A 12966-nucleotide genomic window follows, 5' to 3' on the forward strand; every position below is an offset into this window, starting at 1 on the left:
AATTAAATGGCGCTGGCTTTGGTGAATGGTTTCTTCACGAGCGAGCGGATCACATCATTCTGTACACCAACTACGGGTCAGTATTTCCAGCATTGCGATTTGTGACAAAGGGGGAGGGGACGTTTAAGTGCTCAGGGTTTTGTTTTGATGTGCGTTTTGGCGCTTAGGGTGTCACATTAAAATACATTATATGCTGACAGATCCAGGCCGCGATTTGGGTTGTGTGTAGGAATGAGCCAGCGAAGAACCTGTTAGATCGAATCTGACAGAATCGAGCTAGCGCTTTTGCTAAATTAACAATTTATAAATGACCAAAAAAACCTAATGTTAGTATTGACAGGTTTCTCTTGGGATAATATTTTAAAAAAACGAACTGACAGATGAAGTTCTTAAGTTGCCCACTTCGCCTTCTTAGGGAAGCTAGGGCAATTGTAATCAAGGAACGTTGACGTTGTAGTATGCGACATTAGCGAGTTCCTTAAACCTGTTAACACCTGGAACATATGTCTTACGGCGCCTACGTGGTGCAATAGAGTCTGTCTCCGGTCTTGGTGTACTAAACACTAAGAACTATTGCTTATTTATGAGGATAGTATTATGCGTAATGTAGATTTTTCTCCGCTATACCGTCATGCCATTGGTTTTGAACGTCTATTTAACCTAGCGGAGAGTAGCACGAATAAGCCATCTTGTAATGGCTACCCTCCATACAACATCGAGCAGAAAGACGAAAACAACTATCGTATTACGATGGCTGTAGCTGGTTTTTCTGAAGATGCACTAACTCTTACCCAGAACGAAAATATGTTAATCGTTTCCGGTGAAGTTCAGCCTGTAGAAACTAAACCTAATTACCTTTATCAAGGGATCGCAGAGCGTAACTTTGAACGTAAATTCCAGATGGCTGACTACGTAACCGTTAAAGCAGCGAGTATGGGAAATGGTTTGCTGCACGTAGACCTCGTCCGTGAAGTCCCAGAAGCAATGCAACCCCGTCAGATCTCAATCCACAAATAATGACTGGGGAAACAGGATCGGATAAGGTGATTTTAGTATTCGATTTTACTAACCTTGTCTAAAAATATTGCTGTTTATCACCACTAGAGTGCAAGACTTAAACGCTTGTACTCATATAGAAGAATAGAATTACATATTTTGCATTAGAAAAAATAATTTTAATAAGAGAGGTCTTATTATGAGTAAAATTATCGGTATTGACTTAGGGACAACAAATTCATGTGTTGCCGTACTTGACGGCGACAAACCTCGCGTACTAGAAAATACTGAAGGCGAACGCACAACAGCCTCGGTAATCGCATACACTGAAGGTGAGACGCTAGTTGGTCAACCTGCGAAGCGTCAAGCGGTTACTAACCCTCAAAACACCCTATTCGCTATCAAGCGTCTAATCGGTCGTCGTTTTGAAGATGAAGAAGTTCAACGCGATATCGAAATCATGCCTTTCAACATTGTTAAGGCTGACAACGGTGATGCCTGGGTTGAAGCGCAAGGCCAAAAAATGGCTGCTCCTCAAGTATCTGCTGAAGTTCTTAAGAAAATGAAGAAAACAGCTGAAGACTTCCTAGGCGAAGAAGTAACTGGCGCAGTTGTTACTGTTCCTGCTTACTTCAACGATGCTCAGCGTCAAGCAACGAAAGATGCTGGTCGTATCGCAGGCCTAGATGTTAAACGGATCATCAACGAACCAACTGCTGCTGCTCTAGCTTACGGTCTAGACAAGCAAGGTGGTGATCGCACTATCGCTGTATACGACCTTGGTGGTGGTACATTCGATATCTCTATCATCGAAATTGATGAAGTAGAAGGTGAGAAAACTTTCGAAGTTCTTTCAACTAACGGTGATACTCACCTTGGTGGTGAAGATTTCGATAACCGCATGATTAACTACCTAGTAGATGAGTTCAAAAAAGAGCAAGGTATCGACCTTAAAACTGATCCACTAGCAATGCAGCGTGTTAAAGAAGCAGCAGAAAAGGCGAAAATCGAGCTTTCTTCTACTACTCAAACTGACGTAAACCTACCTTACGTTACGGCTGATGCGAATGGCCCTAAGCACATGAACATCAAAGTGACTCGAGCGAAGCTTGAGTCTCTAGTTGAAGACCTAGTTCAACGTTCTCTTGAGCCACTAAAAGTAGCTCTTGCAGATGCTGCCCTATCTGTAGGCGAAATCACTGACGTTATCTTAGTGGGTGGTCAAACTCGTATGCCTATGGTTCAAGCTAAAGTAACTGAATTCTTCGGTAAAGAGCCACGTAAAGATGTGAACCCTGACGAAGCTGTTGCAATGGGTGCTGCTGTTCAAGGTGCAGTGCTAGCTGGTGACGTTAAAGATGTTTTACTACTTGACGTTACTCCTCTCTCTTTCGGTATCGAAACGATGGGCGGGGTAATGGCTAAGCTTATCGAGAAAAACACAACTATCCCGACTAAAGCGGTGCAAGTGTTCTCTACAGCTGAAGACAACCAAAGCGCAGTAACTATCCACGTTCTTCAAGGTGAACGAAAGCAAGCGACTTACAACAAGTCTCTTGGTCAGTTCAACCTAGAAGGTATCCAACCAGCTCCACGTGGCATGCCACAAATCGAAGTAACATTCGACCTAGACGCGGATGGGATCCTGAACGTATCTGCTAAAGATAAAGCAACAGGTAAAGAGCAAAAGATCACGATACAAGCATCAGGTGGTTTGTCTGAGGAAGAGATCGAAGCAATGGTACAAGAGGCAGAAGCTAACAAAGAAACGGACAAGAAGTTCGAAGAGCTAGTCATTGCACGTAACCAAGCTGACCAAATGATTCACGGTACTAAGAAGCAAGTAGAAGAAGCGGGTGAAGCTCTACCTGCAGACGAGAAAGTTAAAATCGAAGCGGTTATCGAAGCTCTAGAATTAGCTAAGTCTGGTGACGAAAAAGAAGTGATCGACGCTAAAGTTCAAGAACTTATGCAAGCAGCTCAAAAGCTAATGGAAATTACTCAACAGAAAGCACAAGCACAGCAAGCTGATGAACAACCTAAGCAGGACGACGATGTTGTTGATGCTGAGTTTGAAGAAATGAAGTAACGCCACTGACGGATAATTGCTTTCGAGCTGTTAAACGTTGAGTTATGTATCATGGAGACGTGAACTTATTGGTATTCAGGGCGTAAGAGGTCACTCATACGCCCTTTTTTGTTTGAATGAGAAATTGAGTGAGTTTTTAGCATGTCAAAACGAGATTATTACAGCGTGCTAGGTGTATCTAAGGGAGCCTCGGAGAAAGAGATTAAAAAAGCCTACAAGAAGTTGGCGGTGAAGTATCACCCCGATAAAAATCCCGGAGATGCGACAGCAGAAGCGAATTTCAAAGAAGTAAAAGATGCTTATGAAATTTTAACAGACAAAGAAAAGCGCATTCAGTATGACCAATTTTGTCATACTGAATCTGAGAATCGTGGTTTTGGTGGTCACAGTGGGTTCGAAGACTTCTTTAGTGATGCCTTCCGCCAACGTGGCGGCGGCTTTGGTGGAGGGTTTGAGGATCTCTTCTCACAAACTCGTGGTGGACACGGGCGCCCACGCGGACAAAAAGGTCAAGATCACCAATATACGCTTACTGTAGACTTTATTGATGTGGTTCAAGGGGCTGAAAAAACGGTCGAATTGCTAATCAATGGTAAACAGAAAAAAATCAAAGTTAAGATCCCTTCGGGTATTAAAGATGGTGAAAAGATACGTTACTCCGGTAAAGGTGGTTTAGGCGTTAATGGTGGTCCTTCGGGGGATTTATTATTCATTATTGCAACCAGACCACATGGGTTTCTAGACCGCGATGGTAATGACATTATTTGTCACACCAAAGTTGATATGGTTACTGCGGCTTTAGGGGGGGAAGTTACGGTGAATGTGTTAGACAGTCGCTTTAAACTCAAAATTCCAGCGGGTACTCAAACAGGGCGCAAATTCAAGATGACGGGGAAAGGCGTGACAAGTCGTAAAGGTGAAGCGGGCGATCTATTGGTGGAGGTTCAAGTTGAAATACCCAAAAATCTAACCGATGCACAACGTGAGTTGTTAGAACAATTTGGAGCAACGCTTTAGTCATTTAAAGTAAAATGAACAAAACCAGCTCTAGAGCCAAAGCCGTATAATGTGGGGTTGTATCGCAAAATTATGATGAAGTATAAGTGTACTGGTTTTTAGATGTAATTAGGCTGCTAGTGCGTAAAATTGCTCCCAAGCAGATAAGCCTTCAGGATTATCGAGCTGTCCGTTTTTAATTATCGACCACAGTTCCACGCCTGCCAGGGTGGAACTGGCTCTCTCATACAAATTCCGGCGCTGTTGCATCGCTCAATCCTCTGGTCTTTTGATAGATCTTAGGCGCAACGATAACTTTGAGGCATCCCCATTGCGGTAAAGCGGTTCAAAACACCACAAGCAATCATCATTTCCATCTTTTGATTGTTAAAACTTCGGCTGTGGAGTTGGTTACCAAATGTTCGTTTATATCGCTGCATTGCCAATTCTCCATGAGCACGTTTTCCATACTCGTGCTTCTTTTGCCAGGCGATTTGACCTTTCGCCGCAATTTCTATCATCGCTCGACTTCGTACTCGATGGTCTCGCTGTTCATCGTAGAGCAAATTTTCCTTGGGTGGAATGACAATATCAGCATCCGGGAAGTGGCTATCTAACGTGTCATATACCGTATTTTCGTCATAGGCCTTATCCGCAAATACTTGTCCTACCGGTACGCTTATTTGGTCACAAATATCTCCGACTACAGCCTCATCCTTCGTGTTCTTGTCTGTCATAACTGCAGCTCTAATGTAGTGGCTGTGATCGGAGCCAATATGCATTTTTCGCCAACTACGCTTACTACTCACTTTGTGTTTTTCTTGATGCCATTCGTCTCTACCAAACCTCTTTAAGCCTGTAGAGTCAATGGTTAGCGCGACGACATCATTATTTTCAATCTGTGTGTTATGTTGCTTTGGGTAGAGTGGCGTTTTGATATTTAGGCCTTGAAGTCTACGAGAAAGTTGGCTGTAGCTAGGGCAAGTTAATGGGAAGTCCAACATGTCAAATAACGAATCAATATAACCTTGAGCTTGACGCAAGGGTAAGCGTAATACCATTCGGATTTCATGACATATCAATATAGCTTCATCAGTATAGTGAGGGCTAGAGCCAGTGCCGTCATAGGTACGGTCTTTATGGTTCCATGTATCTAAGAGCTCTTCGTTTATCCAAATATCGATTCGTCCTCGGTTCATCAATGATTGGTTGTATTCAGGCCAGTTCGTCAGTTTATAGGTTTGCTTTGGAATGTGGTGGCGCTTTGAATTGTTAAACTTGTTTGGCATGGATAAGTAAGCCTCGAGGCGAAAACTGCATTATATCAGTAGAAGCCTCGTGATTATTGTGCTGCTCCGAAATACGAGCGATGCAACAACGCCCCGAACAAGCGTTTTACGCTCATCATCACCTCATGTATCCTGATTCAGTGTTGTGATCCATGCCAAGGTGCACCCAAATCTTTCTTTTGACTTAATCATTGTTGCAATGATTAAGGCTGTTCCCCCGCTTTGTTTTAACAACTGTTCATTAAGGTGTAACTTTATGGACATTACTCACAATCATCTAATAACTGTTCAGTTAGTCTTTATAATTTAAAGTGAACATGTACACTTGTGTATCAATATCTTTAAGTTCACTTTTAGGCCATTTTATGAAAATTGGTTATGCTCGTGTTAGCACCCAAGACCAAACGCTCGATGTTCAACTTGAACAACTTAAACGTCTTGGTTGTGAAAAAATTTACCAAGAGCAAGCGAGCGGTAAATCTTCTGATAGAAAACAGCTTAACCTGTTGCTGGATTTTGCAAGGGAGGGAGATGTTATTCATGTTACCAAAGTCGACCGCATTGCTCGAAATACCATTGATGCTTTGCAAATTGCCGATCAACTAGCGCAAAAGAAAGCGGGTTTGGTGTTTCATGATTTGGGGGATTTAGATATCAATAGCGATGTAGGTCGAGTTATTTATACGACCATATCGGCGTTTGCTGAAATGGAAAGAAAACGAATATTACAGCGTTGTAATGAAGGCAGAGAGCGTGCTCGCTCTGAAGGAAGGCATCTTGGCCGATTTCCTAATAAGACGCTTCATACACGTATTCAAGAGCTTGCAGGCCAAGGAATGAACAAGCATGCGATCAGTAAAGAGTTAGAGTGCAGTAGGACTACGGTCTATAAGGTTCTAGGAAAAAATATCTCTCTTTAGAATCGCGAACAAAGCTGTTCTTTAAATGAGTAAAGAGCTGACTGACGTTGCTTCGCTCTGTCGGCTTCATACTGACTCTACATGCAAGCATATAGCAGCCAGCACGAACCTATCCCTTGATGAAATAAACAAATTTTCAGAATTTTAATTTAATTATTGTTGCAATGATTAAGAGGCAGAGAGAATGAAAAGAGCAAGAATGAGCCAGGTTCAAAAAGAGGTCTTAAGATGTTTGGCCAAGGCGTTCATTAAAGGAGTAAAAGAAGGTAAGTCAACCGTCATCAACCTGGCCGTCAATCAAGTGCTTGGGAGAGATATTCACCCGAACAACTTCCGAGTTTCATGTAAAGCTCTTGAAGAGTGTGGACTGGTTATGCGCAAAAAAGTGGATCTAGATTGGTACATCAATATAACGCCAAAGGGGTTTGATAAGGTACTCACTTGGCTTGATTAAACGATGCTTCTGAAACTCATTTTTGGACGTGCGACATGAGGTCGTATGCAGCGCTGTCCATCGCGTTAAGAATGGACCATCTGTATCACCAGATGAGCCTAGGAGCCTGAATTAAGTAGCGGCTCTGACAATGTAACGAAGACAAGAAACTATCTTGTCGGGAGCTAAATCGCGAGAGAAGGCTCCTCCTGATAACCACATAAATCGGGTGAGTGCTAGGCAGGTAGTATGGTGAACACACGTGAATCCGTTCAAGGTGCGTTATATTACGAAGCAGCGGAAGTGGTTTATACGCTGTAGCCAAAAGGCACTAAGAGTAGGAAAGAGATTGTCCAATGCTCTTTCGTGATCAACACGCTCTTCGCACCATAGCGGGCACCTAACCTACCATCGCGCTGCATACGGAACATGGTAAGCCTGTATCACTCCCTCTGGGAAAGCCTGTGTGGCCGATAGTGATGCAGGTATAGGAGGTTGGAAAAAGCTAAGGCTGCATTGTAACGATGTAGATACAGACTTGTGTCTGGTCACGAAAGTGAGCCCACTTCCAACTGGTCTCTCGTTGCGAGAGAGTTTGAAGAACTTTATTAAGGAAGAAAAGCAAATGATGATTTCGAATGAGATTAGTGCATCTTCTGACAGTGCACAGTGGCAATCCATTAACTGGAAGGCCGTAGAGGCGAACGTCTTAAAGCTTCAAATGCGTATCGCAAAGGCAACTAGAGACGGTAAACACGGCAAAGCTAAAGCATTGCAGTGGATACTGACTCATTCTCGCTCAGCAGAACTTCTTGCTGTTAAGCGGGTTTCTCAAAATAAAGGCAGTAAACGCCTGGAATAGACGGCGTTGTCTGGAACACAGACGCGCGTCGTATGAAAGCAGTAAATCAACTGAGTCGGAAAGCTTATCAAGCTAAACCACTCAAGCGTATCTACATCCCCAAAAAGAACGGTAAGCTCAGGCCTCTGGGTATTCCATGCATGATTGATAGAGCCCAACAAGCTCTCCATCTTCTAGCATTAGAACCTGTGTCCGAAACGCTTGCCGACCCTAATAGTTATGGTTTTAGACCAAATCGCAGCACGGCTGACGCAATCGGCCAGTGTTTCATCTGTTTGAGTCAGAAACGGTCAGCACAATGGGTTCTTGAAGGGGACATCAAAGCCTGTTTCGACAAAATTGGGCATCAATGGCTGATGGATAATGTTGCTGTTGATAAACGTATGTTGAAGCAATGGCTAAAGTCTGGCTTTGTAGACAAAGGGCTGTTTTACGACACCGACGAAGGCACGCCTCAAGGCGGAATTATATCCCCCACCTTGATGTTGATGACGTTATCGGGTCTCGAACAGCGCATTAAATCTACCGCGCTTAAGAAAGGCGCAAGAGCTAACTTTATTGGATATGCCGACGATTTCGTCGTCACCTGCGCTTCAAAGGAAGTGTTGGAGAACGATATCAAACCACTGATTGCTGACTTCTTAGCGGTACGAGGCTTAACGTTATCCGAAGAGAAAACGCACATTACTCACATCAACGACGGTTTTGACTTCCTTGGGTTCAACCATAGGAAGTACAAAGGAAAACTGCTCATCAAACCGAGCAAGGCCAATACGTTGACGTTCCTAAGTAACTTGCGCGGACTCATCAAAAAGCACGTTACCCTACCGGTGAACGACCTTATCAAACTGATTAACCCAAAGCTTAGAGGGTGGTCGAACTATTATCGCCACTGCGTAGCTAAGCAGGTATTCAGTTATGTCGGTCACAAACTATTTCAAGCGTTATGGCATTGGGCTAAAAGGCGACATCCAACAAAATCTAAAACTTGGATCGCCTTGAAATACTTCATCAACCGAAAAGGCCAATGGCAGTTTCACGGTTGGCAGAAGATAAAGGATATGGATTGCCAGTTTAATCTTTTCCAAATAGCTAAAGTGCCGATAGAAAGACATGTGAAGATCCGAAGCGCAGTGACACCTTTCGACCCTCAATACCAAGAATACTTGGGAAAGAGAAAACACAAAAGGCTAGCTCGTAATTCTTGGATTGAACCTGCTCTCACTGCTTTATAAGTTGCTGGGTATCATTTGATGCCTTTGTAGAGGCTTAAGCCTAGTGCAGTGAAAGTTGCACGCTGGGTTCTTAGGGAGACGGCACTTGGTAACAAGTGTCGTCCACCCGACAGAAATCGTTTTGCGGTCAGAGGCAGAATCTACCCTTCGGATAAGTTTTAGTACTGCAAAATGCAGTACTTACGTCCTTTGTTAAGATGCTGCTCTCGAACGGAAATGAACATTTTCTACCACCTTTAGTTTGTTGCACAACGCTTATTGTATGTGGAAATTATGACTACGCATACACAAATGAGCGTTTGATTTTTGTATTGAAGACCTTTTTTGGATTAGCCCAATCAATTACGTCCTGAATCTGGAAACAAGGGTATTCAGATTCAAAGCGATATCATCAAGCTCCTTGGCATTGTCATTCGCACTGTTAGAAATATCCTTAACCACTACAGCATCTTGATGTATTTGATGAATATGACCGTTGATTTCTTCTGCAACTTGATGCTGTTGCTCTGCAGCTGTTGCTATCTGTATATTCATTTGACGAATAACGTCAACCGAACTGGAAATTCCATGAAAGCTACTCTGTACTGCCTGAGTGATTTCTACGGTTTGGCTAGAATTATTGAGACTATGACTCATATGTTGAGTGACTTGTTTGGTTTGAACCTGAAGCCTGTTGACTAACTCATCAATCTCCTGAGTAGAATCTGCGGTCCTCTTCGCGAGCGCGCGAACTTCGTCAGCAACTACAGCGAATCCTCGGCCTTGCTCTCCGGCTCTTGCTGCTTCAATAGCGGCATTCAATGCAAGTAGATTAGTTTGGTCGGCAATATCTCTGATTGTGTCGAGAATCATAGTGATTCCATGAGTATCATTTTCTAGGCTCTTTAGTTCGCTTGAAGACTGAGTTAGCGCTTCTGATAGTAGGTGGACACTTTGAACTGCCAGATCAATATGCTGACGACCTTCATCAACCAGTTTTTGACCAACCGTTGCAGAATCCGCTGCGGCAGCACATGAAGTAGATACTTCGTTGGCAGTCGCAACCATTTCATTGAATGCTGTTGATACTTGCTCCAGAGCTTGGCTTTGACGATCCGATGTTTCAGCCATTTTTCCTGCAATTTCGATCGCTTGCTCTGATGAGTTAAGCATTTGTTTACCAGATTCGGTGATTTGAAGAACAATCAGTTTTATTGCATCAAGGAATTGGTTGAAGTAACTAGCCAGTTTTCCAGTTTCATCTTTGGAATCGATAGAGATTGTCTTCGTGAGATCACCTTCACCTGATGCGATTTCTTTAAGACTGTCAGAAACAATTTGTAGCGGTTTAGCAATTGTGTTCGCGAATAGGGCAGCGACAAATATGAACAGGAGAATAAGCCCAGACACAGTATAGACAATGAGCTCCAGAGTCTCATTACGGGAGCTCATCACTTCATCCTGACTAATGATGCCAACGAACTTCCAGCCTAGCACTTTAGATTCATACACATTAGCCATGTAGCTTTGTCCATCCAGTTCAATATTGACCAGGCCAGATTTTGTATTATTAATTGTGCGATAGCTTCCACTAAGTTCATCGATTTGTTTAAAGCTGTTTTCCGGCTTTCCTGCATCGACCAGGATATTGCCTGAATCTTCGATCATCATTAGATAACCGTTTTCACCAAGCTTGATATTTTTGATGATATCCGTGAGAGTTTTTAGTGAAACGTCGATAGCAATAACACCACCTCTTCGACCATTTTTTGAGTCAAATGTCCTTGTGGTACTTAAGATCACAGCATCATCTGGTTCCCAGTAATAGGCCTGTCCACGAACGATATCTGAAGGCGAGGTGCTAGCAGCTTTATAAAATGGACGGCCCCTAGGATCATAGTTTTCAGGGCTTCCCCCTGTAGGCCATTGTATAAATCCACCATCTTCAGTTCCCATGTAGATATAGGCATATTCAGGATGGGTTTTACCCACCTGATCAAATAGTGAGTAAATAGTCCGTTCCACAGACCCATTTTCTTCCGGAGTCATCTCTGCGCTCGGTTTCCCCATGTAGGTAGTTATGCTGTCATCTGCATGGATCAATTGAGGGCTTTTTGCGAGATAGGTGAGGTTTTCTCCAATATCTTTAAAGTAGATTGAAACCGCATTTTCAACCTGGCGTATTTCGTTGTTACTGCTGGATACAAAATTATCCAAGGCGAGGTTCTTTAGAATATTAGCAACTAAAATAGAGACGATAGTAATAGGGATCAGTATGCCGATGACTTGGGCAATCAATAGTTTCTTCTTTATGTTCATGTGGGCACTTCTAGTTATTTTAAGTTAACCAAATTTAACTTAAAGATGGTAATCTAGGCCTAAAATCTAACTGAGATCGTTTGACCTACCTATCAACAGAGCTATTTTTTCAGCGGTTTTTCTGGCTACCATCTTCCGATATAGCCTTTGCTAACTATCTCTTCTTATGGGCTAAACTTAACAAATACGGGATTGTTCTATTGTGGTATGTTGTATTCTGAAAATATCTATTGTTGGAGTGAGTATAAAACTACATTTGAATTATCACTTCAAGAAATAGTCACTTTTACTTAACTATATGTGACGATAAACTCTATTTGCTGACAAAACAGTAACTGGTTATGTAGATGTAATTTTCCAAGGTTTGGCAAAGCGGCACATTTGAAGGTACTGAACTGCTGAAAGCCTCTTGTCAACAGTTCGAATTTTCTAAGCACTGGCATGACGATCTTACTATTGGTGTTATCGAGAAAGGGGCAGAAGGTCTCTATTATCGTGGCAATAATATCGTTATTCCTGAAAACCAGATCGTGACGATAAATCCTGCTGAAGTTCATACTGGTTTTGCTGGTTGTCACACTGGTTGGAAGTATAGAATGTTTTACTTTGAACTAGCGATGGTACAACGCCATTTTGAGCAGTCGGATCAGGATGTTTTGCCCTTTATCAAATCACCGATACTAAACGACCCCGAACTCTTTAGTCTGCTTCGCCAGTTGCACATTGCTATAGAAGAGCCAGCTTTTGATATTACAAAGGAATCCTGACGGTTTGCTTTGAAATGCTCTTTGGCAGGCATGGTGATCACGCAAAGCTAACATCGAAAGCGATTCGGGACAGACAGAAGAATGCGGTAATGAGGGGATAGTTGTGCTAATACCGCTTTAGAGTGCGGCTTTTTTGATCAAAGCCATTTAACAAGAAACTTTAAACGTGCTTTTGGTATAACTCCGAAACGTTATGCCACTTCGTCTGTATAGCACTTAACAAAGAGCTCTGACGTAATGAAGTCAGAGCTCATTGTTAAGTGAGGTTTAGCTTACAAGCAGCTACCCTTTAACCACTTTTGGACCTTCAAAACAATCAATGTTTCGTTTTTTTTCCTGATACTTTTTGATTGAAACTAAGCAGGTTTGAGCCGTTGGGTCTTGTCCCCACGAAGAGGTCCCACGGTCAGATGTCGACACATTAGCATTACCGTAGTTACATGCGTCTCCTTCAGGGCTATACCAACCACCCTCCTGACTTGCAACAACACTGTAAAGCATCGCACTCACTTCAGCCCCGTTAGGGTTGGTCGAGAAGAGCTAGTTTTTTCTGCCTATATCCAGCGGTTTTATTGCACGTTCAGCACGATTATTGTCTATCGATAAGTGACCGTCATCAATATAGCGGATGAGCTTCGGCCATTGGCCGAGCGTGTATTTTATCGCTTTACCCAGCGGGCTAGAAGCTATCACTTGTTGAGTCGTCATCCACTCGTACATCTCATCCAGTATCGGCTTAGCATGCCGTTGACGCTCAGCTTTTCGTGTCTCGATAGACGCACCTTTTAAGCGGGATTCTATCCCATAGAGTTTCTGGGTTTTAGACAGCGCTCCTAACTTACCTTTACCTTGAAGCTTCTTAGCGGCTTTGTTGCGTAATTCAATGGAACTAAATCCAGAACCTACGATCTGATCTGCTACGTCCACTATCTCTCGTAGCCTCATGCCTAAACCACGTTACAAAACAACCAATCACTTATTAACCGTGGCTCTTTGACCTTTTGGATTGATGAAGAAGCGATAAGCGGGTGGGCGCAAAGCAAACAGAATAAGCGCGGGAGGCCACGTCGGTTCAGTGATT

The 12966-nt window shown here is 43.0% G+C and carries 9 protein-coding genes and 4 pseudogenes; 9 read left to right on the forward strand and 4 right to left on the reverse strand.

From position 1 onward, the window contains the following. The first annotated feature begins 597 nt into the window (after positions 1 to 597). From ACED59_RS23160 to ACED59_RS23170, 3 genes are all read left to right on the forward strand, one after another. Complete coding sequence (locus ACED59_RS23160; RefSeq protein ID WP_017091829.1) at positions 598 to 1017, forward strand: Hsp20 family protein; 420 nt, start codon at positions 598 to 600, stop codon at positions 1015 to 1017. 178 nt (positions 1018 to 1195) lie between these two features. Next, positions 1196 to 3085, forward strand: coding sequence for a molecular chaperone DnaK (gene dnaK / locus ACED59_RS23165; protein WP_102258078.1), 1890 nt, complete (start codon positions 1196 to 1198; stop codon positions 3083 to 3085). Positions 3086 to 3226: 141 nt separating this feature from the next. Further along, positions 3227 to 4102, forward strand: coding sequence for a DnaJ C-terminal domain-containing protein (locus ACED59_RS23170; protein WP_017096991.1), 876 nt, complete (start codon positions 3227 to 3229; stop codon positions 4100 to 4102). 278 nt (positions 4103 to 4380) lie between these two features. On the opposite strand, the gene ACED59_RS23175 is transcribed toward ACED59_RS23170, so the two are convergent. Next, positions 4381 to 5370, reverse strand: coding sequence for an IS5 family transposase (locus tag ACED59_RS23175; protein ID WP_017098254.1), 990 nt, complete (start codon positions 5368 to 5370; stop codon positions 4381 to 4383). A gap of 365 nt (positions 5371 to 5735) precedes the next feature. Here ACED59_RS23175 and ACED59_RS23180 point away from each other — a divergent pair, with 365 nt between their 5' ends. The 3 genes and pseudogenes from ACED59_RS23180 to ltrA all read left to right on the forward strand — a co-directional run bounded on the left by ACED59_RS23180 (position 5736) and on the right by ltrA (position 8820). Next, positions 5736 to 6290, forward strand: a complete 555-nt coding sequence (locus ACED59_RS23180; RefSeq protein WP_076678502.1) for a recombinase family protein — start codon at positions 5736 to 5738, stop codon at positions 6288 to 6290. Positions 6291 to 6474: 184 nt separating this feature from the next. Next, on the forward strand, positions 6475 to 6744 hold the full coding sequence (locus ACED59_RS23185) for a hypothetical protein (protein WP_029223978.1): 270 nt from the start codon (positions 6475 to 6477) through the stop codon (positions 6742 to 6744). A 604-nt stretch (positions 6745 to 7348) separates the two neighbouring features. Then, positions 7349 to 8820, forward strand: a pseudogene (gene ltrA, locus ACED59_RS23190) (group II intron reverse transcriptase/maturase). Between the two features lie 342 nt (positions 8821 to 9162). On the opposite strand, the gene ACED59_RS23195 reads toward ltrA, so the two are convergent. Beyond that, complete coding sequence (locus ACED59_RS23195) at positions 9163 to 11118, reverse strand: methyl-accepting chemotaxis protein (RefSeq protein ID WP_017098238.1); 1956 nt, start codon at positions 11116 to 11118, stop codon at positions 9163 to 9165. Between the two features lie 398 nt (positions 11119 to 11516). On the opposite strand from ACED59_RS23195, the gene ACED59_RS23200 reads away from it, so the two are divergent. Together ACED59_RS23200 and ACED59_RS23205 are read left to right on the forward strand one after the other, a co-directional pair. Continuing rightward, positions 11517 to 11885: an AraC family ligand binding domain-containing protein gene (locus ACED59_RS23200; protein ID WP_277814463.1), complete on the forward strand. Its 369-nt coding sequence runs from the start codon at positions 11517 to 11519 to the stop codon at positions 11883 to 11885. A 108-nt stretch (positions 11886 to 11993) separates the two neighbouring features. After that, positions 11994 to 12098: pseudogene (locus ACED59_RS23205) on the forward strand (AraC family transcriptional regulator); the annotation flags it as partial. Positions 12099 to 12167: 69 nt separating this feature from the next. Here the strand turns inward: ACED59_RS23205 and ACED59_RS23210 are convergent. Further along, the gene (locus ACED59_RS23210) at positions 12168 to 12386 is read right to left on the reverse strand and encodes a hypothetical protein (protein ID WP_371691439.1); all 219 of its coding nucleotides are present in this window, start codon (positions 12384 to 12386) and stop codon (positions 12168 to 12170) included. A gap of 42 nt (positions 12387 to 12428) precedes the next feature. Next, positions 12429 to 12749: pseudogene (locus tag ACED59_RS23215) on the reverse strand (transposase); the annotation flags it as partial. 79 nt (positions 12750 to 12828) lie between these two features. Between ACED59_RS23215 and ACED59_RS23220 the strand changes: the two are divergent. After that, positions 12829 to 12966, forward strand: a pseudogene (locus tag ACED59_RS23220) (transposase); the annotation flags it as partial.

Origin of the sequence: Vibrio sp. FF266 (genome assembly GCF_041439695.1) — a bacterium.
In the GTDB taxonomy this organism is placed as follows: Bacteria; Pseudomonadota; Gammaproteobacteria; order Enterobacterales; family Vibrionaceae; genus Vibrio; species Vibrio tasmaniensis_A.

Bases quoted from the DNA above. Each gene is read 5' to 3' on its own strand.
- ACED59_RS23170 (WP_017096991.1), top strand. From the start codon at position 3,227: ATGTCAAAACGAGATTATTACAGCGTGCTAGGTGTATCTAAGGGAGCC.
- dnaK (WP_102258078.1), top strand. From the start codon at position 1,196: ATGAGTAAAATTATCGGTATTGACTTAGGGACAACAAATTCATGTGTT.
- ACED59_RS23185 (WP_029223978.1), top strand. From the start codon at position 6,475: ATGAAAAGAGCAAGAATGAGCCAGGTTCAAAAAGAGGTCTTAAGATGT.
- ACED59_RS23180 (WP_076678502.1), top strand. From the start codon at position 5,736: ATGAAAATTGGTTATGCTCGTGTTAGCACCCAAGACCAAACGCTCGAT.
- ACED59_RS23210 (WP_371691439.1), bottom strand. From the start codon at position 12,386: ATGCTTTACAGTGTTGTTGCAAGTCAGGAGGGTGGTTGGTATAGCCCT.
- ACED59_RS23195 (WP_017098238.1), bottom strand. From the start codon at position 11,118: ATGAACATAAAGAAGAAACTATTGATTGCCCAAGTCATCGGCATACTG.
- ACED59_RS23160 (WP_017091829.1), top strand. From the start codon at position 598: ATGCGTAATGTAGATTTTTCTCCGCTATACCGTCATGCCATTGGTTTT.
- ACED59_RS23175 (WP_017098254.1), bottom strand. From the start codon at position 5,370: ATGCCAAACAAGTTTAACAATTCAAAGCGCCACCACATTCCAAAGCAA.